This window comes from Dorea sp. 210702-DFI.3.125 (assembly GCF_020560945.1).
Taxonomy (GTDB): Bacteria; Bacillota; Clostridia; order Lachnospirales; family Lachnospiraceae; genus Dorea; species Dorea formicigenerans.
On sequence record NZ_JAJCNF010000012.1, the window covers coordinates 58,568 to 80,696 of the forward strand.

At 37.3% G+C, this 22,129-nt stretch carries 21 protein-coding genes and 1 pseudogene; 19 read left to right on the top strand and 3 right to left on the bottom strand.

Annotation, left to right across the window (positions count from 1 at the left end; translation table 11 throughout):
• Nucleotides 1–17: 17 nt before the first annotated feature.
• The gene (gene tsf, locus LI164_RS07590) at nt 18–953 is read left to right on the top strand and encodes a translation elongation factor Ts (protein WP_117657158.1); all 936 of its coding nucleotides are present in this window, start codon (nt 18–20) and stop codon (nt 951–953) included.
• A 127-nt stretch (nt 954–1,080) separates the two neighbouring features.
• On the opposite strand, the gene LI164_RS07595 is transcribed toward tsf, so the two are convergent.
• Nucleotides 1,081–1,944, bottom strand: coding sequence for an AraC family transcriptional regulator (locus LI164_RS07595; protein WP_117657157.1), 864 nt, complete (start codon nt 1,942–1,944; stop codon nt 1,081–1,083).
• Nucleotides 1,945–2,144: 200 nt separating this feature from the next.
• Between LI164_RS07595 and LI164_RS07600 the strand changes: the two genes are divergently transcribed.
• The 4 genes from LI164_RS07600 to LI164_RS07615 all read left to right on the top strand — a co-directional run bounded on the left by LI164_RS07600 (nt 2,145) and on the right by LI164_RS07615 (nt 8,933).
• Nucleotides 2,145–5,183: a glycoside hydrolase family 2 TIM barrel-domain containing protein gene (locus tag LI164_RS07600; RefSeq protein WP_117657156.1), complete on the top strand. Its 3,039-nt coding sequence runs from the start codon at nt 2,145–2,147 to the stop codon at nt 5,181–5,183.
• Between the two features lie 169 nt (nt 5,184–5,352).
• Complete coding sequence (locus LI164_RS07605; RefSeq protein ID WP_173793770.1) at nt 5,353–6,750, top strand: MFS transporter; 1,398 nt, start codon at nt 5,353–5,355, stop codon at nt 6,748–6,750.
• 351 nt (nt 6,751–7,101) lie between these two features.
• Nucleotides 7,102–7,902: an AraC family transcriptional regulator gene (locus LI164_RS07610; protein WP_092069620.1), complete on the top strand. Its 801-nt coding sequence runs from the start codon at nt 7,102–7,104 to the stop codon at nt 7,900–7,902.
• 290 nt (nt 7,903–8,192) lie between these two features.
• The gene (locus LI164_RS07615; protein ID WP_040015193.1) at nt 8,193–8,933 is read left to right on the top strand and encodes a peptidylprolyl isomerase; all 741 of its coding nucleotides are present in this window, start codon (nt 8,193–8,195) and stop codon (nt 8,931–8,933) included.
• Between the two features lie 69 nt (nt 8,934–9,002).
• Here LI164_RS07615 and LI164_RS07620 read toward each other — a convergent pair whose 3' ends face one another.
• Nucleotides 9,003–10,187, bottom strand: coding sequence for an SLC13 family permease (locus LI164_RS07620; protein WP_117657154.1), 1,185 nt, complete (start codon nt 10,185–10,187; stop codon nt 9,003–9,005).
• 208 nt (nt 10,188–10,395) lie between these two features.
• Here LI164_RS07620 and LI164_RS07625 point away from each other — a divergent pair.
• From LI164_RS07625 to LI164_RS16315, 8 genes and pseudogenes are all read left to right on the top strand, one after another.
• Nucleotides 10,396–10,587, top strand: a pseudogene (locus tag LI164_RS07625) (hypothetical protein); the annotation flags it as partial.
• Between the two features lie 34 nt (nt 10,588–10,621).
• Nucleotides 10,622–10,822, top strand: coding sequence for a transporter substrate-binding domain-containing protein (locus LI164_RS07630; protein WP_319637992.1), 201 nt, complete (start codon nt 10,622–10,624; stop codon nt 10,820–10,822).
• Nucleotides 10,823–10,923: 101 nt separating this feature from the next.
• On the top strand, nt 10,924–11,973 hold the full coding sequence (locus LI164_RS07635) for a GGDEF domain-containing protein (protein WP_173793768.1): 1,050 nt from the start codon (nt 10,924–10,926) through the stop codon (nt 11,971–11,973).
• 97 nt (nt 11,974–12,070) lie between these two features.
• Nucleotides 12,071–13,561 carry an HD domain-containing phosphohydrolase gene (locus LI164_RS07640; RefSeq protein WP_227086962.1) on the top strand — a complete coding sequence of 497 codons (1,491 nt, stop codon included), beginning with the start codon at nt 12,071–12,073 and terminating at the stop codon, nt 13,559–13,561.
• A gap of 323 nt (nt 13,562–13,884) precedes the next feature.
• Nucleotides 13,885–14,556: a response regulator gene (locus LI164_RS07645; RefSeq protein WP_227086963.1), complete on the top strand. Its 672-nt coding sequence runs from the start codon at nt 13,885–13,887 to the stop codon at nt 14,554–14,556.
• Between the two features lie 180 nt (nt 14,557–14,736).
• Nucleotides 14,737–15,027 (top strand): transporter substrate-binding domain-containing protein, encoded by a 291-nt coding sequence (locus LI164_RS07650; RefSeq protein ID WP_227086964.1) that lies wholly within the window; start codon nt 14,737–14,739, stop codon nt 15,025–15,027.
• Nucleotides 15,028–15,078: 51 nt separating this feature from the next.
• Nucleotides 15,079–17,610, top strand: a complete 2,532-nt coding sequence (locus tag LI164_RS07655) for a response regulator (RefSeq protein WP_255642290.1) — start codon at nt 15,079–15,081, stop codon at nt 17,608–17,610.
• Between the two features lie 868 nt (nt 17,611–18,478).
• Nucleotides 18,479–18,619: a hypothetical protein gene (locus tag LI164_RS16315; protein WP_242995266.1), complete on the top strand. Its 141-nt coding sequence runs from the start codon at nt 18,479–18,481 to the stop codon at nt 18,617–18,619.
• Between the two features lie 167 nt (nt 18,620–18,786).
• On the opposite strand, the gene LI164_RS07665 is transcribed toward LI164_RS16315, so the two are convergent.
• Nucleotides 18,787–18,993, bottom strand: a complete 207-nt coding sequence (locus LI164_RS07665; protein WP_117605920.1) for a DUF6219 family protein — start codon at nt 18,991–18,993, stop codon at nt 18,787–18,789.
• 179 nt (nt 18,994–19,172) lie between these two features.
• Here LI164_RS07665 and LI164_RS07670 point away from each other — a divergent pair, with 179 nt between their 5' ends.
• From LI164_RS07670 to rbr, 6 genes are all read left to right on the top strand, one after another.
• Nucleotides 19,173–19,499, top strand: a complete 327-nt coding sequence (locus LI164_RS07670; protein WP_117495568.1) for a helix-turn-helix domain-containing protein — start codon at nt 19,173–19,175, stop codon at nt 19,497–19,499.
• Nucleotides 19,500–19,541: 42 nt separating this feature from the next.
• Nucleotides 19,542–19,754: a DUF6219 family protein gene (locus tag LI164_RS07675; protein ID WP_117495569.1), complete on the top strand. Its 213-nt coding sequence runs from the start codon at nt 19,542–19,544 to the stop codon at nt 19,752–19,754.
• 3 nt (nt 19,755–19,757) lie between these two features.
• Nucleotides 19,758–20,213, top strand: a complete 456-nt coding sequence (bcp, locus tag LI164_RS07680) for a thioredoxin-dependent thiol peroxidase (RefSeq protein WP_227086965.1) — start codon at nt 19,758–19,760, stop codon at nt 20,211–20,213.
• Nucleotides 20,213–20,962 carry a peroxide stress protein YaaA gene (gene yaaA, locus LI164_RS07685; protein WP_117495571.1) on the top strand — a complete coding sequence of 250 codons (750 nt, stop codon included), beginning with the start codon at nt 20,213–20,215 and terminating at the stop codon, nt 20,960–20,962. The genes bcp and yaaA overlap by 1 nt, the downstream gene beginning before the upstream one ends.
• A gap of 127 nt (nt 20,963–21,089) precedes the next feature.
• Entirely contained in the window at nt 21,090–21,497 is a 408-nt protein-coding gene (locus LI164_RS07690; RefSeq protein WP_005330428.1) for a Fur family transcriptional regulator, read from the top strand.
• Between the two features lie 63 nt (nt 21,498–21,560).
• Nucleotides 21,561–22,103: a rubrerythrin gene (rbr, locus tag LI164_RS07695; protein ID WP_147567402.1), complete on the top strand. Its 543-nt coding sequence runs from the start codon at nt 21,561–21,563 to the stop codon at nt 22,101–22,103.
• The last annotated feature ends 26 nt before the right edge of the window (nt 22,104–22,129 follow it).

A 22,129-nucleotide genomic window follows, 5' to 3' on the forward strand; every position in this document is an offset into this window, starting at 1 on the left:
ATTGGAGGACAAAAAAGATGGCAGTTACAGCTAGTATGGTAAAAGAATTAAGAGAGATGACCGGAGCAGGAATGATGGACTGCAAAAAGGCACTTTCTGCAACAGATGGTGATTTTGACAAAGCTATTGAATTCCTTCGTGAGAAGGGACTTGCTACTGCTGAGAAGAAAGCAGGAAGAATTGCCGCTGAAGGACTTGTAGCAACAACTATCAAAGATGGTGATAAAGTTGCAGCAATCGTAGAAGTTAATGCTGAGACAGACTTCGTAGCAAAGAATGAAGTATTCCAGACATTTGTTAAAGAAGTTGTTGAGCAGGCAGCAAACACAGATGCAGCTGATATCGATGCATTCAAGGCTGAAAAATGGGCACTTGATACATCTATGACAGTAGATGAGAAACTTGCAGCTATGATCGCTAAGATTGGTGAGAACATGAACATCAGAAGATTTGAGAAAATCGTATCTGAGGATGGAATCGTTGTATCTTACATCCACGCAGCAGGAAAGATTGGTGTTTTAGTAGAAGCTAAGACAGAGAACAATGACGAGAGAGTTAAAGAGGCTCTTAAGAACGTTGCTATGCAGGTAGCAGCTCTGAATCCGAAGTATGTATCTACTGATGATGTACCGGAAGAGTACAAAGAGCACGAGAAAGAGATTCTTATCGCTCAGGCTAAGAATGATCCTAAGAATGCGAACAAGCCAGAGAACATCATCGAGAAGATGATTACTGGACGTCTTGCAAAAGAGCTCAAAGAGATCTGCCTGTTAGAGCAGGAGTATGTAAAAGCTGAGAACAAAGAGACAGTTGCTAAGTATCTTGAGATGGTATCCAAAGAAGTTGGAACACCTGTAGAGCTTAAGAGATTCGTTCGTTTCGAGACTGGTGAAGGTCTTGAGAAAAAGAATGAGGACTTTGCAGCAGAAGTTGCAGCTCAGATGAACGCATAATCTTACAGTTCGCATAAGAATTTGAACCGTATTATTATCATGTAAATCAACGAAAAACCTTGAATTTCCTATGAAAATGGGATGATTCAAGGTTTTTTTGCGTTTAGTTTTTATGACATTATAGATTTCATAACTTATTTCTTATTTTTCGGTATTCTCTTGGCGAATATCCTTTCAGCTTGTGAAAAAGCCGGCTGAAATAAAGCTGGTTATCATATCCGACAATCTTAGAAATCTCATTGATGGAATAAGTTGTTGTTTCAAGTAACATCTGAGCATTGTTGATACGGATTCCCACAATGAATTGCATTGGTGTAGAACCGGTATATTTTTTGAAATTTCGGATAAACCAGCTGACACTCATGCCTCGTGAGGCAGCATAATCATCAATATTGATATTTTGATTGTAGTTTTCACTGAAAAAGGTAACAGCATTATCCATCTCATGATCAAGATATTCATTTTTTAATATGTGCTCTCTTGTCAGTTCCCGGTGGAAACTAATCAGAAGATGACGTAGCAAAAGGACAAGCATTTCCTCATAATTATCTTGACAGCGTTGGAGCTCGATAATGATACGTTTGAAAATATGTTCATATTCATTAGACGTACCCACTTGAAAGACACGTTCTTTATCCGGGAACCCATATTGACGTAAGATATTTTTCACATTGCTTCCTGTGAAGTGAATCCAGTATACTTCTGTCTTATCTTCTCCGTAATATTCATATTTCTGAAGTTCTTTCGGTCTGTACAGTACAATGTTGCCGGCTGGAACAATCGTTTCGTTATTTACATTATCAAAATGAAAATGTCCACAACCAGCAGTGATATAGATAATCTGATAATCTAGACGCCCCCTTGGACGGTAGGTAGGAAGTTTGGAATGTCTGGAAAGACGGTAAGTACCACAGCTACCTACAATCAGCGGACGACTTTTGTCTTTGAAATCCATATGTGAGTGGTTCAAATAACCGGTGTTCAAATACATAGGACAGCACCTCTTTTCGCACTTTTTATCATTGTATCATTTAGTGCATATTTTGTCTAATCCAATTCATAGACATATTTTGCGGATTAGGATAAGCTATATATAGTATAACTAAGGAACGTAAACAAAAAAGTAAAGTATAAGGTTTGCTTTAGGGAAACAAAGAACAAAAAAGTATATGTATTGGAGGAGAGCTATTTATGATCGTACCACGTTATTATGAAAATCTAAGCGTACTGCACGAAAACACAATGCCAGCCAGATCCTATTATATTCCGGCATCCAAAAGAATGGATAACTTGGTGGAACACAGAGAAGAATCAGATCGTATGCAGTTATTGAATGGAACTTGGAAATTCCAGTATTTTAACAGCATCTATGACATTCAGGATTCTTTCTTTGAGAAGAATTATGATACAGAAAATTTTGATGAGATTCAGGTTCCAAGTGTATGGCAGATGGCAGGATATGATACACACCAGTATACAAACATCCGGTATCCGTTTCCGTTTGATCCACCATATGTGCCACAGGATATTCCGTGTGGAGCTTATGTACATACTTTTGAGTACAGCAGAGATGAGAAAGCATCAAAAGCTTTTTTGAACTTTGAAGGAGTGGACAGTTGCTTTTATGTATGGATCAATGGCTCTTACATAGGATACAGCCAGGTTTCCCATATGACCAGTGAGTTTGATGTTACCGATGTACTTCAGGATGGAACGAATACGGTGGCAGTGTTGGTAATGAAATGGTGTGATGGTTCCTATTTGGAAGATCAGGACAAATTCCGTATGAGTGGTATTTTTCGGGATGTGTACATTTTGAAACGCCCAAAACAGGCAATCAGTGATTATCATATTAAAACAAGAATTGAGGATATGCTTGCGAAAGTAGAAATTGAAATGAAATTCTACTCTCCCTTAAATGTAAAAATTTCGATTGAAGATAGAAACGGAGCAGTTGTAGCACTAGGAAGTATTGCTGAAGAAGGAACAGCTGTATTAGAAATTGCAAGTCCGGAACTTTGGAATACAGAAAATCCATATCTATATAAACTGATTCTTGAAACAGAGAATGAAGTAATTGTAGATCACATTGCATTAAGAAAGATAGAGATTAAAGACCAGGTCATTTACCTAAATGGACAGAAGATTAAATTCCGTGGTGTCAATCGACATGATTCCGATCCGGTTACTGGATTTACAATCAGTCTGGAACAGCTCACAACCGATCTTACGTTAATGAAGCAGTATAATTTTAATGCAATCCGTTCCAGCCACTATCCGAACGCACCATTTTTCTATGAAATGTGTGACAAGTATGGATTCATGGTGATAGATGAAGCAGATATTGAAGCTCATGGTCCATTTATGATTTACAGAAAAGAAGACACCGATTACAATCGGTTCAAACGATGGAATGAGATGATTGCAGATGATCCGGCATGGGAAGAGGCAATCGTTGATCGCGTAAAACTCATGGTGGAACGTGACAAAAACCGTTTCTGTATTGTTATGTGGTCAATGGGAAATGAGAGTGCTTATGGCTGCAACTTTGAAAAAGCACTGGAATGGACAAAGAATTTTGATCCAGACCGCATCACACAATATGAGAGTGCAAGATACCGTAATTATGATGAAACATATGATTACAGCAATCTGGATGTGTACAGCCGGATGTACCCAGCGCTTTCCGAAATTCAGGAATATCTGGATAAAGATGGAAGCAAACCCTTCCTTTTGGTAGAGTACTGTCACAGCATGGGAAACGGACCTGGAGATTTTGAAGATTACTTCCAGATGATTCAGGATAATGATAAAATGTGCGGCGGCTTTGTCTGGGAATGGTGTGACCATGCGATTGCTCATGGAACTGCTGAGAATGGAAAGACTATATATGCTTATGGGGGCGACCATGGCGAAGGAATTCATGATGGCAACTTCTGTATGGATGGATTAGTATATCCGGACAGAACGGTACATACAGGACTTTTGGAATACAAGAATGTTTATCGCCCGGCAAGGGTTATTTCCTATGACAAAGAAAGCGGAGAACTGGTGCTTCATAACTACATGGATTTTGATGACTTGAAAGATTATGTGAAGATCAGTTATGAACTGACGCAGGACGGGCTTGTAATCAGCAAAGGTAAACTTCCAGAAGTTTCAGCAGCACCACACAGTGAAGGAAAAATAAACCTTAAAATCAATGTGCCAGAGAGTGGAAAATGTTATTTAAAATTTATTTACCATCTGAAAAAGGAATTGCCACTGTTGGATGAAGACCATATTCTTGGATTCGATGAAATTGAGGTAAGCAAAGACGGTGCAAAATGTAAACTTGCTGAGAAATGGCTACAAAAAACAGCAGTGGACTCTGAGTTACAGGTAAATGAAAATGATACACAGATCCATATCAAGGGGCGTGAATTTGCTTATACCATAGACAAACGTACTGCACTCTTTACAGAGATGAAATTCGCAGGGCGGGAATACTTGAACCATCCAATGGAATTAAATATTTGGAGAGCTCCAACAGATAACGATATGTACATCAAGTCTGAATGGAAGAAAGCCCATTATGATAAAGCTTATACAAGAGCTTACACGACAGAGGTCGTGCAGGGAAAGCATGGTGTGAAAATTACAAGCCGTGCATCCGTTGTGGCAGAGACAGTACAGAAGATTCTTGATGTGACGATCACATGGAAAATAGAAGCTGCTGGAAAGATTGATGCAGATATTGAAGTAACAAAAGATGATGAATTCCCGGACCTGCCAAGATTTGGTGTGAGGATGTTCCTGGATAAAAAACTTTCAGCTGTACGATACTTTGGAATGGGACCACAGGAAAGCTATTGTGACAAACATCAGGCTGCGAGCCACGGTTTGTATCAGGCAAATGTAGATGATTTGCATGAGGATTATATTCGCCCACAGGAAAATGGAAGCCATTATGATTGTGAATGTGTAGAGCTTAACAACAGCCGATATGGAATTGTGGTCTCTTCGGAAAATGCCTTTTCATTCAATGCTTCTTATTATACGCAGGAAGAACTTGAGGAGAAAACGCATAATTATGAACTGACAGAATCAGATAGTGTAGTATTTTGCGTTGACTACGCATTAAATGGCATTGGTTCTAATAGTTGTGGTCCAGTTGTATTGGATCAGTACCGATTTGATGATGTATTATTCCGGTTCCAGTTTACGCTGATACCGTATGTAAAGGGATAATAAAGTTTCATGTAACTCGTAAACAAAGAAGGATAGTCTGATTGCAATGTAAAGTCCGGATATACAGAGCAATCAGACAAAAACAGAGAAAAAATTAGAATTAGACATCATACTCTGTTAGACATCTTGAAATTCTAAGTGCGATGAAGATGAGGAGCAAAGAAATTCGATGGAAGAAAAAAAGTATTTGAAATGGTATAACAAAATTGGATATGGATCAGGCGATATTGCAGGTAATGTAGTCTATGCGTTCCTGACATCTTTTATGATGGTCTATTTGACGGACTCAGTAGGACTTGCTGCAGGTGTCGTAGGTACCCTGATTGCCGTATCAAAACTATTTGATGGTTTTACGGATATATTTTTTGGATCAATGATTGACAAAACACACAGTAAAATGGGAAAAGCGAAACCTTGGATGCTATATGGATATATTGGTTGTGCCATTACGCTGGTCTGCTGTTTTGCAGTACCAGTCAGCTTGGGAACAACGGCTAAATATGCATGGTTCTTTATCTCTTACACACTGTTAAATGGTGTGTTTTATACAGCAAACAATATTGCTTATTCAGCACTTACGTCACTGATTACAAAGAACAGCAAAGAGCGTGTGCAGATGGGATCTTACCGTTTTATTTTTGCGTTTTCAACAAGTCTTCTGATTCAGGCAATTACAGTTGGATTTGTAGATAAATGTGGTGGAGATGCTGCAGCATGGAGAACGGTTGCTATTATCTATGCAATCATTGGTCTTGTCGTAAATACGATTTCAGCACTTTCTGTTAAGGAACTTCCTGAGGAAGAACTTAACGAAGGAGCAGTAAAGGATGATAATGAAAAGTACGGAATGGTACAGGCATTCAAGCTTCTTGTTAAAAACAAATATTACATGATGATTTGTGGAACATATATTTTACAGCAGTTATATGGTGCCATGATTGGAGCTGGCATTTATTACATGACATGGGTACTGAAAAATAAGAATTTGTTTGGACAATTTGCATGGGCAGTAAATATTCCACTGATCATTGCCCTGATTTTCACACCGACATTAGTTGGTAAGTGGAAAGGTATGTATAAACTGAACTTAAGAGGTTATGTCTTAGCAGTCATCGGTAGAGCACTTGTTGTTGTTGCAGGATATATGGGCAGTGTTCCGCTGATGATGGCATTTACAGCTCTTGCAGCCTTAGGTCAGGGACCATGGCAGGGAGATATGAATGCAGTTATCGCATCCTGCTCTGAATACACTTATCTTACACAGGGAAAGAGAATTGACGGAACGATGTACTCTTGTACTTCTCTTGGCGTAAAAATCGGTGGAGGTATTGGAACCGCTGTTGTTGGATGGCTGCTTGAGTTCAGTGGATATATCGGAACAAATGCAACTCAGCCGCAGTCTGCACTTGATATGATGCAGTTTATGTATCTTTGGCTTCCGTTAATCTTTGATGTATTGATTATGTTTGTACTTTCAAGAATGAATGTAGAAGATGCAAATAAAAAACTGAAAGCAGAAAAAGGAATTGCTGCAGATGAAATAACAGATGCATCAGACATAAATTAGAATTGACAGGAGAAAGCGTTGTCTGGTCATTGCTCGATGAGACAATGCTTTTTTCTATATATAAAGTGATTGAACTGTATTTTGAAAATAAAAAAGGACCACTTCATTTTTGTGAAATGGCCTTAAGAAAATATACAGTTTTCACAAAATAGTCCTTTTAGTATTTATACATGGTAAGGATGCTCAAAATATTCAGTGTAGAATACTAAAAGGTCATTCAGATATTTTTTTAGGTTGCTCATTTGCAATTCCTCCTTTCCTTATTTACAAGTTGATTATAAGATAGGTGTAAAAGAATTGCTTGCCAAATCGAAAGAAGATATAGACAAATGTTGCAAAGGGGAGTATTTCATGCAGTTAAAATATGTTGACACAAAAGAGGAGATTATAGCAATAAATAGGAAGTCAAAACATATTGAACCACATCTTCATAATGCACTGGAGATCGTTTGTGTAACAAGTGGGGCATTAGAACTTGGTGTCGGACAGGAACTATACCATATGGAAAAAGGAGATATAGGCTTTGTATTTCCAGATGTTATTCATCACTATCAGGTACTGACACCCGGTGTAAATAAAGCGACTTATCTGATTGCATCGCCATTTACGATAGTCAAATTTGCAGATATCATGCAATCCATGGCTCCTGAATACCCAATCATCAAAGCGGAAAAGGTTGAACCGGAGGTATATAGGGTTATAAATGCAATTTTAGAGACAGAACAGTCGGATATTACTGTTGCACAGGCATATCTTCAAATTGTGTTGGCACGCTGCATAGGAAAATTAAATTTGGTAGAAAAGAGTAGTGTGGGGAGCAATGATCTTATTTACCAGACAGTTTCCTATATATCAGCAAATTTTAAGAAGAAGTTTTCTCTGGAAGAGATGGCAAAAGATCTGGGGGTGAGCAAATATGTTTTATCCAGACTCTTTTCCAAAACATTCCACAGAAACTTTAATCAATATCTTAACGATGCAAGGCTGAACTATGCATGCCATCGTTTGGAAAATACGAGTGATTCTATTACAAACATTTGTCTGGATAGTGGATTTGAAAGTCAGAGGACATTTAACCGAGTATTTAAAGAAAGATATAAAATATCACCGAGTGATTATCGGAGTACTTGTGTGAAAGAGATGTTGTCATAAAAGGTTCTGTTGATAGAAATATTTACTTTGATTTCACAGTACTATGTATTTGATTTTCCTTATTGTTCTGTGCACTGTTAGGCGTGGCAGTGCTTCTGTGGATGTCCTGGCTGGTGCAAAGAGGAGCTGTGGCGTGAGGAGCAGTGGTGGAAAATTAGACTGGTATTCAGGTACGGGTATGTAGTATAATATACAGGAGTTGTCCGCTTTACGTACATGAATGAAATGTCAGGGGCGGCGGACAAATTATGAATAAGACCCTTGACATGATAAAAGGAGAATATAAGATTATGGATCAGAAAGTATTAGCCGTTGTAGGCGGACACGAAATTACAGATAAAGAGGTCGATGCATTTATAAAGAGCCTTCCGAGAGAGCAGCAGGCATATGCATCTAATCCGCAGTTCCGTGCACAGTGCCAGGAGCAGTTGGAAGCACTTTATTCATTTGCAAAATACGGAGAAGATCTGAAGTTAGATGAGACGGAAGAATACAAGAGTGTAATGGAGAATGCAAGAAAAGATATTCTTGCACGCCTTGCTATGAAGCAGTTATTTGATAGTGTGAAAGTGACTGACGAGGAAGTCAAAGATTATTATGAAGCAAATAAGTCTCAGTTTAAAAAAGGGGCAACTGTTCACGCAAAGCATATCCTTACAGATTCCGAGGAAAAATGTAATCAGATTCTGGAATCTATTGTAAGCGGTGAGAAAGTATTCGAAGACGCAGCAAAAGAATTTTCTACATGCCCTTCCGGACAGAGAGGCGGAGACCTTGGAGAATTCGGCAAAGGACAGATGGTCAAGGAATTTGAGGATGCAGCATTTGCAGCAGAGATTGGGCATGTAGTCGGACCTGTGAAAACACAGTTCGGATATCACCTGATTAAAGTTGAGGAGAAAAAAGATGCGGCAGAATCCAGCTTTGACGAGGTGAAAGAACAGATCAAGAGCCAGCTCAAACAGCAGAAACAGGGCGATGCTTACAGCAAAAAAGTAGCAGAACTGACAGAGAAATATAAAGAAAAATAAAGTGAAAAATTATGGTAGCTGCTCAACAAAGGCGGCGAAATAAAAAGTATAAGATTCAAAATAGCTGGCTTAAAATGCTGTAAGGCATTTGATTAGCAAAAGTAAAATTGCCAGGAATAGAATATTTGCAACTGTAAATAAAGTGAAATATTTTCCACGCAGGTGAGGATTCTCTTTTGCAATGTATTTAAAGCTAATGAGGCTTGCCATAGAGGCAATCAGTGTTCCAAGTCCGCCGATATTGGTGCCGATGATCAAGGATGTGTAGTTATTTGCAAAACCAGACAGCAGAATCGCAGCTGGCACATTGCTCATGACCTGGCTTGCCAGAATTGCAGTGATTGTCTCACGTCCGGTCATAATACTGCTGAGAAAATGGCTGAACTGAGAAATACGTCCAAGGTTTCCAATAAAAATAAATAATGCAGTAAAGGTTGCCAGAAGAGAGTAATCGACTTTCCCAAGCAAAGTGTGGTTGCGAATTATGACATAAAGAACAACCAAAAGGAGCGGAATCCGAAAGTCGAGAATATGTGCAACGGTCAGGAGACAGGCTGCAAAAAGTAACAAGTATGCAACGAGATATTCTGTTTTTCGGTTTGCAGTACTTTTCAGAATATTTTCCCTATGATGTTCGGAAGTATTAGAAAATGACAGGGATATATCGTTCTTTTTGCTCATTTTTGGAGCTTTGGATGCGGCAAACCTAATCCAGAACAGTAACAATATCAAGGAAACGACAGAATAAGGAAGCATTAATCGTATTAATGCGAAAGCAGACATATCAGCCTGGGCGTAAAGATAAAGATTCTGTGGATTTCCGATAGGAGTCAGCATACTTCCGAGATTTGCAGCAATCGTCTGCATGACAACTACTTTTATAAGCCAGTATTCGGTCAGTTCTTCCGGTAATTTATGCAACATGATGAGTGCTAAAGGCACAAATGTAATCAGAGCAACATCATTTGTAATTACCATAGAAAAGAAAAAACACAACAGTACGAGCAGTGTTACAATTGCTTTTGTTCCGTGGGCTTTTAACAACATTTTTTCTGCCAGAAAATCAAAAACGCCAATCTCTTTCAGCCCTGCTACAATTGTCATCAGACAAAATAAAAGACCGAGGGTTCGAAAATCAATATAAGAAATATAAGTGTGGTCCGGTTTTATCCAGAACATCGAAAAAACAGCCAGAATCACAGAGATAGATAAAACAGTCTCTTTCTGGAAAAATGAGTATAATTTTCGTATCATTTGTAAAAATCCTCTCTTAAAATGAAATCACCAGATGCAAGTATAACATAGGGAGCAAAAGAAGTCATGTGGATTATTTTGAATTAGTGTCAGATTCAAGAATGCCTCGGCATTCTTGCTGCGAGGTGCGCGTCATGCAATTGCATGACATACTTCTACTGCGCACCTCTGCAATCCTGCCGAAGGCGATCAAAGAGCTAGTCGAAGGGCGAATTATAACATGATTGATAACGTCCTCAACAATATGCCACCGAAGAAAGAACCTTATCTGGAATATTTTGCCACAGAATGTGATGAGTTTCATGATATGGGAGCATATGAAAAAAGTACCGATGTTAATCAGATAGCTGCAGTCTATGAAAAATATAGGGAGAATCCAGAAACAGCTTATCTCGGATGCTATGCAGCAGATGCTTGAAGATGGCGAGATCGACATGGTAACATCTGCCCGCAAAACACCGGACAGAGAAGAAAAGTTTGATTTTTCACGTCCAATCGGAACCAATCATGGGATGCTGACCGTCCGCAGTGACAACAGCACGATTGTGGACGGCAATTACAGCACTTACAACGGTATGCGTGTGGCGCTTTTGAACGGAAACATTTGGCGAAATCTTTGGATATTGAAAAGATGAAAAAGACTATTAAAAGTATTTGTTCCTAATATAGGGAGAAAGTAAATGAATAGCATAGTTATTGAAATGAATATTATTTGAGATTCGGGATAAATTGTGAAATGCAGACAAACAAGAAAAATAAAAATATAATAGGTATTATACAGAGTTTCCTTATATTGATATTAGTGGTTCTTGTTATTTTTATGATGATTCAGATTAGCAGGCTGCAGGGGACGGCACGCGTAATAAATTATGCAGGTCTGGTACGTGGAGCTACACAGCGCGAAGTAAAATTAGAAATTACAGGAAACCAAAATGATGAATTAATTAAATATTTGGATGATATTCTTCTTGGATTGAGATATCAGGATGGACATTATAATCTGGTAAAACTCAATGACGAAGAATATCAGGGGAAATTGAAAATCCAGAGTGATTACTGGGATAAATTGAAAACAGAAATTGAAGCAGTAAGAAATAAGGGATACGAAAATACAGACATTGTTAATATGAGTGAAATATATTTTACGATGGCAGATGAAACTGTCTCTGCCGCAGAAAGCTATTCAGAAAAGATCGCTATAAAGATTCGTACTATAGAGCTTTTGTCGGCACTTGATATGTTGATTCTGGTGATATTGGTTATTATGCAGACTCTAAAGGCAATGCAGATGGCAATGCAAAACAGACTGCTGGAACAGAAAGCATTCGTAGATGCCCATACTGGGCTGCCAAATAAAAATGCCTGTAAAGAGCTTCTTAATAAAAAAGATATAATTACAGATTCTACAGCATGCATAATGTTTGATTTAAATAATCTAAAAACTGTAAATGATACAATGGGACATTCCGCAGGAGATCAATTAATAATGAATTTCTCAAAGCTTTTGCGCAGTGTTATTCCAGAAAAGGATTTTGTTGGAAGATATGGCGGAGATGAGTTTATAGCAGTCATTCATCATACAAGTGAGGCGGAAATTAAGGAAATATTGAAATCCTTGTACAGAGAAAAAGATAGATTAAATAGTTATGAAAATCAAATACCAATCGACTATGCATGCGGATGGGCATTATCCTCCGATAATATGTCGTGTACAATGCAGATGTTATTGGATGATGCAGATGCTAATATGTATAAAAATAAACAGTTATGCAAGAAATATAATTAGCCTTCTTAAGGAAAGTGATTAAAAAACTATCGATAGGGAGTGTCTTTTTTAATTTATAGGATTTCTAAAGACCACAAGAATAAAGGAAATAGAAAATATGAATAAAAGACAAAAAATACTGATTGTCGATGATGCAAAGTTTAACAGGGATATATTGAAAGAATTTCTTGGAGAAACCTATGATTATCTGGAAGCTGAAAATGGAAATCAGGCAATCCAGATGATAGGAGAAAATATTGGAATTGATCTGATGCTTTTAGATATCAATATGCCACAGATGGATGGATTTGAAGTCCTGAAATGGATGAAACTAAGCCAATGCATTGAAGAAACTCCTGTAATTATGATATCTTCGGAAGAATCTGTTGAGACTATGCGTAAAGCATATGAGATGGGAATCACAGATTATATTACACGGCCATTTGACTCTGTTATCGTAAAAAAGAGAGTTCAAAATACTTTGGGGCTATATGCAAATCAAAAGCGCCTGATCAATGTGGTCGTTGATCAGGTTTATGAAAAAGAAGAAAATAATAATATTATGATCAGGATTCTGAGCAATGTATTAGGATCACGCAACAGTGAGAGCAGCGAACATATTTTACATATCCGGACTGCGACGGAAATGATGCTGAGGCAACTGGTAAAAACAACGGATGCATATCATCTGACGGAGACCGATATTGCTATAATTACAACTGCATCTTCGCTTCATGATATTGGTAAAATACGCATTCCGGAAGAAATACTGAATAAACCCGGAAGACTGACCGATGAAGAATTTAAAATTATGAAAACCCATAGTGAGATTGGAGCATCCATGATCCGGGACATGCATTTTTTACAAGATCATCCACTGGTACATACCGCATGGGAAGTCTGCAGATGGCATCATGAAAGATGGGATGGAAAGGGTTACCCGGATGGTCTGAAAGGTGAAAAAATACCAATTTCTGCACAGGTGGTGTCTATTGTGGATGTTTATGATGCTCTTACCAGTGAACGATGTTATAAGAAAGCATTTGAGCATGATACCGCAATCAAGATGATTCTGGACGGGCAATGCGGGCAGTTCAATCCGGTTCTTCTTAAGTGCCTGAAAGAACTAAGCCTTCAGTTTTCCAAGATGTATACGAATGAAACGGATGATAATAAACAGTATTATGAAGCACAGAGGCTCTCTGACGAAATACTAAAGGAAAAGTCTTTACCCCGTAAAAATTATTCGCAGTGTGTCATTAAGCTTATGCAGGAAAAGATAGAGTTTTTTAAAATGGACAGTGGCAAAATTTCCATTGAGTATAATGCAATTTCAGGTCGGCTGATTATAATTAACGGAAACCGGCAGATACTGTGTCAGAGAGATGATCCGAAGTTTGATATATTCAAACTGTTCGAAGTAAGCAGTGAAGATATTCAACATATCAGAGCGTTACTGGACCAGACATCAATACAGAATACAGAAATCTCATTGCAGTTAATGGCAAAGGTGGAAAATAAAAGGCAGATGTATGATCTGAAACTGCATACCTTATGGTCTCCTTTAAAGAAAGATGGATATATAGGAATTGTCGGATATCTCTCTTGATTGGTGATATTATTTTTGGATATATCGAAATAAGAAGTATGTTGCATCAGTGGGAGATATTATAGATGAGAAAAAATAATTTCATGAATAAAATTATAAAGCTAAAATGAAGTACGTGAAAATTACAAAGAAATGGAAAAGGCGACAAACCATCTGTTATCTTTGATTAATGATGTCTTACAAATGAGTAAATTGGAGGATGGCAGGGAAGAATTATCATCAGAATTAGTCTGTTTACCTGATGTTTTCTATGATATGAAAGCTATTATAGATGGAAGTGCTCTGGATAAGGGAATTTCAGTGGATTTTTCAGAAGATAGTATTTGGGTACATCCGTACGTTATAACGAATCCGCTGTATTTGCGACAAATATTTTTGAACCGTTTGCACAAGAAAGAGCTGATGCCCGGAGCAATTATCATGGAACCGGACTTGGCATGGCTATTGAGAAAAAAATGATTGATAAAATGGGAGGCACGATTTCTGTTACCAGCGAAGTGGGAAAGGGATCCACTTTTGTAGTTGAATTGCCTTTTGAGATGGGAGCTGCACCAGAAAAATCTAAGAAAGAAGAGGCGGATAAAGAGAATAGCATTCACGGTTTAAATCTCATGTTAGTAGAGGATAATGAGTTGAATGCCGAGGTTGCAGAAATACTTTTAGAAGATGAAGGTGCAATAATTACAATGGTTAATGATGGACAGCAGGCTGTCGAATTATTTAATAATAATCCGGTGGGTACATTTGATGCAATACTTATGGATATTATGATGCCGGTAATGGATGGATTGACAGCGACTAAAGCAATCCGGGCATTAAATCGACCAGATGCAGGAATAATTCCGATTATTGCAATGACCGCCAATGATTTTGCAGAAGATGTACAAAGATGTTTAGATGCAGGAATGAACGCACATTTAGCTAAACCTTTGGATATTGAAAAAGTGAAAAAAACGATTTGTGAACATACAATTGAATTATATAATAAAGAGTAAAAGAATGTAATTACTCTGTTAGTAAATTGAAACAAGTTGGCTGTAGAGTATAATTATAGTAAAAGTACAGCAGAAGCTGTCGCAAAGATATTTATAAAAATGTTGTGGGGTATTGAACATTAATGAATGTAAAATTAAAATCTGCAAGCAAGCGACTGTAGACTGGAGGGTGGGAGAAAGATGAAGAAGCGCAAATTAGTACAGAATATAAGAAATTTCAAATTTTGTTATTTTATATTTTGCACAATGATATGCTTGGTTGTTTTTCCTGTTTCCACATCTGCTCAAGAAAATTCGGATCATGTTATCCGGGTAGGATCTTTTGAGGAAACTTATAATGTAGTCAATGAAAAGGGAGAAAGAAGCGGCTATGGTTATGAGTATCTTCAAGATATTGCAGGTTATGCAGGATGGACATATAAATACATAACAAGTGATTGGAAAAACTGCTTTACACAGTTGGAAAATTGAGAGATTGATATTCTTGGTGGCATTTCCTATACAGACGAACGTGCTGAAAATATGCTTTTTTCCGATATGCCTATGGGGGAAGAGAAATATTACATCTATACGGATGCATCCAATAAGGATCTTACAGCAGGAAATCTGGATTCTTTTGAGGGAAAAAATATTGGTGTGTCTAAAGATAATATAGTGGAGGATGTGCTTAATGAATGGGAATCAAAATATGGTCTGCATACGAAGCATATCAATGTTTCTAATACCGCAGAAGTTATGGACAAACTGTCGAAACATGAAATTGACTGCTTCGTTTCAGTAGAAGAATCCCGTTGGGAAGAATCTGATATTTCGCCTGTTACAAGTATTGGAGAGACAGAAATCTATTTTGCCATAAATCCCAAACGTCCGGATATCAAAGAAGCACTGGATAGTGCTATGCGCAGAATCAAGGATGACAATCCATTTTACACAGATGATCTCTACAGGCGTTATCTTTCTGCACAGAGCAGCTCGTTTCTTTCAAAAGAAGAAAGTGAGTGGATCGGGCAGCATGGTGCAATCCGGATAGGGTATCTGAATCAGGATGGAGGTATCAGCAGTGTAGATCCATTAACAGGTAAACTGACAGGTGTTATTACAGATTATGTGGATCTTGCAGAAAACTGTCTGCAAGGTCAGACTCTGGAATTTGAATTAAATGGATATGAGACAAGAAGTGAACTGCTTCAGGCATTGCAGGATGGAAAAATAGACCTGATTTTTCATGCAAACCAGAATCCATACTTTGCAGAAACAAATGGATTTGCTTTGTCGGATACGCTGTTGACTCTCAATATGGCAGCAATTACGGCAAAGGATTCTTTTGATGAAAATAAAGAGAATATAGTTGCCGTTGAAAAAGATGATTTTGCATTGAAAGCATATCTTTCATACAATTATCCGCAATGGAAGGTTGTGGAATATGAAACATCAGATGCAGCAGTAAAAGCAATGCAGAAAGGGGAGACGGATTGTATTGTAAGCAATTCAGGTACTGTTTCAGACTATTTGAAAAATAATAAGCTTCATAGTGTTTTCCTGACAAAAGAAGCTGATGTTCCATTTGCTGTTCAGCAGGGAGAACCGGTTCTTTTGTCCATTCTGAATAAAACACTGACATCTATGCCTACAACTCAGTTTTCAGGTGCAGTAGTTTCGTATAATGCTTCCTCACGAAAAGTTACAGCGAAGGATTTTGTTCAGGACAATTTACTGACAGTTTCACTTATCGCTGGAATTTCTTTTTTCGTTGTTCTGTGTATCATTCTTGATTCTTTGAAAAAATCAAAACGTGCGGAAGAAAAATCCAAGAAGTCTGCTGAGCAGGCATTGAAGCTGAATCAGGAACTTGAAGAAAAACAGCAGGAATTACATAATGCACTTGCAGAAGCGCAAAGTGCCAATAAGGCTAAGACCTCCTTTTTAAATAATATGTCTCATGATATCAGAACACCGATCAATGGTATTATTGGCATGCTTACGATTCTTGAGAAAAGCGGAAATGATGCTGAGCGGGCAAAGGATTGCATGAATAAAATATATGAGTCATCGAAGCTGCTACTATCATTGATAAATGATGTTTTAGATATGGCAAAGTTAGAATCAGATACAGTGGTTTTTGGTGATGAATCCATCAATCTGGATCAGGTATGTCAGGAAATCACGGAGTCACTATCTTTTCAGGCAGAAGAAAAAGGACTTCATGTTATAGGAGAACATGATGATTACAGTGGTATATATGTTTGGAGCAATGCAGTTCATCTGAAAAAAATATTGATGAATCTGTTTACAAACAGTATGAAGTACAATAAGGTGAATGGTTTTATTTACATGAGTATGAGAACGATTGAAAGATTAGAAGATCACATGACATGTGAATTTAAAATAAAAGATAATGGAATTGGAATGTCAGAAGAATTTATAAAAAATGAATTGTTTACTCCATTTGTACAGGCAGATAATTCCCCACGTTCTGATTATAATGGGACAGGTCTGGGAATGCCTATTGTGAAACAACTTGTAGAAAAGATGGGCGGAACCATAACAGTTGAAAGCAAGCTTGGTGAAGGAAGCTGTTTTACTGTAATACTTCCATTTAAAATTGATACGAATGCACGGTCAGAAGAAAAAGAAGATTTTGATGCAGATATATCAGATATCCGGGTATTGCTGGTTGAAGATAATGAGCTGAATGTGGAAATAGCAGAATTTATGCTGACGGAAAATGGAGCTAAAGTAGAAACAGTGAACAATGGGTTAGAAGCTGTTCAGCATTTTGAAGCTTCCGAACCGGGAACATACGATGTTATTTTAATGGATGTTATGATGCCGGTGATGGATGGTCTTACTGCTACAAGAACAATAAGAGACCTGGAACGGCAAGATGCAAAAACAATCCCTATCATTGCTATGACTGCAAATGCATTCAGGGAAGATGCCGAAAGGTGTATGGAAGCAGGAATGAACGCACATCTTGCAAAGCCGTTGGATGATAAAAAAATTAAGCAGACCATAAGCGAAGAGTTGAGAAAGCAAAATGCCTGTCATGAATGATTATGAGGCAAAAGGCATGTGAAATACGATGATGAAAAATAGCTATATAAAACAAAAAAGAAAAGATCAAAATCCGGTAAATCATTGGAAAATTTTTGAGGGACGGTTGGTATTCCTTCTGGCAATGGTGATTTTGGCTGTTGTTGCATATACTTTTATTTTACAACAAGCATATACCCAAACTGCTCTGAAAACAGAAATTGAACGAGATATTTCCAGTGCAGATGCGGTTCATAAGCTGGTAAATGACAGACTGGGACGAAAAGATTTTAATGAAATAAAAAGTAAAGCTGATGAGAATACAGAACTATTCAAGAATATGTCGACATATATGAATGAAATCAGAACGCTGAATTCTACGAGATATATTTACACAGCAAACAGAAATGAAGACGGTAGATTGATTTACGTTGTAGACGGACTGGATCCATCGGCTGGTGACGTCAGACATCCAGGTGATCCGATTGAAAAGGAGATGGTTCCTTATATAGAAAAAGCACTTTCTGGAAAAACAGTATATTCTCAGGATATTGTTGATACAACATGGGGACCTATTTTTACAGCCTGTTATCCTGTGACAGCGGATGATGAATCTAATGAAGTGATAGGTGCTTTCTGCATAGAAATGGATATGCAGAAAGCGTATGGAATGGTTGAGAAGACGAATAAGTTAAGTATTGTACTGGGATGCATTACAGCGTGTATTTTGTTAATATTATGTACCTGTGGATATTCTGTATATAAGAAGCAAAAAGAAAATGAGCAGAAACAGCAAAAACTGTTGCAGGAAGCTGCAAGACTGGCCGATTCAGCTAATAAAGCAAAATCAACATTTCTGTTTAATATGTCTCATGATATTCGTACCCCTATGAATGCAATCATTGGATATGCAGAATTGGGAGAGAAACATTTAAAGGAGCCAACTATATTAGAGGATTACTTTGAAAAAATATTATTGTGCGGAAAGAAAATGCTGCATTTGATTATGATAAGATGTTCTGTGTATTGATGGAAAATGAAATTTGCCGAAAAGTGTGTGAAAAGAATAAATATAATAGTTGGATGAAGCTGATTGGACAGTATTGTATTTCAATGGCTTAAAGATAAAGAAAGTTGCTGGAGAAAAAAATATTCTCCAGCAACTTTGTCTTTGATGAATAAAGGTCAATTTTTTATTTAACTATTCTCACTATTATTTGATTTAGTGATTTTTTCCTTCTTTGGAGAAACCAGTTTGTGACCGGAATAAATGGACATGCCCATACAAAGCAATGAAGAATAGGCAAAGTATTTATGTGCAGTCATAGATTTTTTGATTCCAGAATAAATGCATCCCAACATACAGAAAAGTGCGCCTAAGGACCAGTATTTATGTGATTTCATGATTTGATACCTCCTTTGATTTAACTGATTCAATCATAACGCTTTTTTACGAAAATGCAAAGAAAAACTTTGAATATAGTTCTATAGAATTAGAACTTGGTTTTGCGATTCTGTATATTTAAGATATCCACAAGTATACTAAATTCAGAACGATTATTCGTTCTGGAGGAGGTGTTACGATGGATTTGAAAGTAGTAGGACAGCGAATCAAATCAGCACGAGAAGCAAAAAATCTCACGCAAGAGGAACTGGCTGCATTAGTAAATTTAAGTCCAACGCATGTGAGTGTAATAGAGAGAGGCTTGAAAGTTACAAAATTGGATACCTTTGTTGCAATTGCAAATGCATTAGATGTTTCAGCAGATACTCTTTTAATTGATGTTGTGGCACATTCAGTTACAGGTGTTACCAATGAGCTGACAGAAAAGATTGAAAAACTTCCGATCAAAGAGCAGAAAAATTTTATAGGAATGCTCTATTATCAAATTGACATAGGAATGTGGTAGCGTATAATTAGAATTGAATACACTGAAAAATGGAGAAATTACATGAAAGCACATAAATATTGGTCAGTAGTAGCTTTGATCACAATGATTGGGACTTTTTACACTGGATATAAAAAGCTAAAATCAAGTCACAAATACTTTGCTTTTAGTTCCATGTTATGTATGGTAATGGTGATATATACAGGTCATAAAATGATTACCGGGAATAGGAAAGAAAAGACGAAAAAAGAGAAAGTTACAGAGAGGGAGGAATAAATAATGCTGGAAGTAGGAATTAAAGCGCCTGATTTTGAGTTGCCAGATCAAAATGGGAAAACACATAGATTATCGGATTATGCAGGAAAAAAAGTGATCTTATATTTTTATCCAAAGGATAATACACCAGGATGTACGAAGCAGGCATGTGGCTTTTCTGAGCGTTATCCACAGTTTACTGAGAAGGGAGCTGTTATTCTCGGAGTCAGTAAGGATTCTGTATCTTCTCATAAGAGATTTGAGGAAAAATATGGATTGGCATTTACACTTTTAGCAGATCCAGAGCGGGAAGTTATTGAAGCATATGATGTATGGAAAGAAAAGAAAAATTATGGCAAAGTCTCTATGGGAGTAGTAAGAACTACATATCTTATTGATGAACAGGGGATTATTATAAAGGCAAATGATAAAGTCAAGGCTGCAGATGATCCTGAAAATATGCTTAAGGAATTGGTATAATGAAGATTATTTTATCACCTGCAAAAAAGATGATTGTAGATACCGATAACTTAGCACCGGTTGAACTGCCTGTCTATATTGATAAGACAGCAGAAGTATTAAACTGGATGAAAAGCAAATCAAAAGAAGAACTGAAAGCTATCTGGAAATGTAATGACAAGATTGCAGAGCAGAACTTTAACAGATTGGAAAATATGGATCTTTATAACAGGCTTACTCCGGCTGTTTTAGCATATGAAGGGATTGCATTTCAATATATGGCACCATCTGTGTTTGAAATCCAGCAGTTTGAGTATTTGCAAAATCATTTAAGAATCTTGTCTGCGTTTTATGGTGTTCTGAAACCGATGGACGGAGTAACGCCTTATCGTTTAGAAATGCAGTCAAGGGTCGGAATTGGAGATGCAAAAAATTTGTATGAGTACTGGGGAAACTTGTTATACCGTTCAGTGATTGATGACAGTAGGATTATAATCAATTTGGCATCAAAAGAATATTCTAAATGCATAGAAAAATATCTGACACCACAGGACAGATATATTACGATTGTATTTTGTGAGTTATCCGGAGATAAATTGGTAACAAAAGGTACCTATGCCAAGATGGCTCGTGGTGAAATGGTCAGATTCATAGCGGAAAATAATATTGAAAATCCGGTGGAGATTCAGGAATTTGACAGACTCGGATATTCGTTTAGGTCTGATTTATCTTCAGGTTCCGAATATGTATTTGAACGCAAAATAAAATAGTTATTCAGGTAAAAGATGTTCAGTTTGACAGTTTTTATAATAATGAGAATTATTACTATTTTTATTGACGACAGGATGATAGTGGTATATAATCCTTATTAAGAACTAGTTCTAATAAGGAGAGCTGATGACAAGTAGAAGAAATACCATTCAAAAAGATCTTGTAAGAAACGCTGTATGTGAAATGAAAAGACATGTTACGGCAAATGAAGTATATGAATTTGTAAAAGAATTCTGTCCTACAATCGGCAAAGGGACTGTATATAGAAATCTCGACATATTGGTAGAAGAAGGTGATTTGAGAAAAGTGGAAGTTCCGGATGGACCTAATCGGTTCGACCTTACATTAAAGAACCATTACCATGTGAGGTGTGTAAACTGCGGTGAGATTTCAGATGTGGATATGGATGAAATATTGGGCTTGCTAGAAAAAATTCATGATACACATGGAACGGACTTTTTAGGATATGACATATTATTTAAAGGTATTTGTCCGAAATGCCAGAAAAAGATAAAGGATGGGCAAATCTATTAAGCATTTATGCAAATGATGGTATGAGATTTTGAAAAAGTAGTAAAGAAAATGGAGGTAAAAGAGATGGCTGCTAACAAGTACACAGGAACACAGACAGAAAAAAATTTACAGGAGGCATTTGCAGGAGAATCACAGGCAAGAAATAAGTATACTTATTTTGCATCCGTAGCGAAAAAGGAAGGCTACGAGCAGATGTCAGCATTATTTTTAAGAACAGCAGATAATGAGAAAGAGCATGCTAAGATGTGGTTCAAGGAATTAGCAGGAATTGGTGATACAAAAGAAAACTTAGCTGCTGCAGCAGAAGGAGAGAACTACGAGTGGACAGATATGTATGATGGCTTTGCTAAAACAGCAGAGGAAGAAGGTTTCCCTGAGCTTGCAGCAAAATTTAGAGCAGTAGGAGAAATTGAAAAGCACCATGAGGAGAGATATCGTGCACTTCTTAAGAACATTGAAACTGCTCAGGTGTTTGAGAAGAGCGAAGTGAAGGTATGGGAATGCCGTAACTGTGGACATATTGTAGTCGGAACAAAGGCTCCAGAGGTATGCCCGGTATGCAATCATCCACAGAGCTATTTTGAAGTACATGAAGAGAATTATTAAGGAGATGAGATTATTACGAAGAGGAA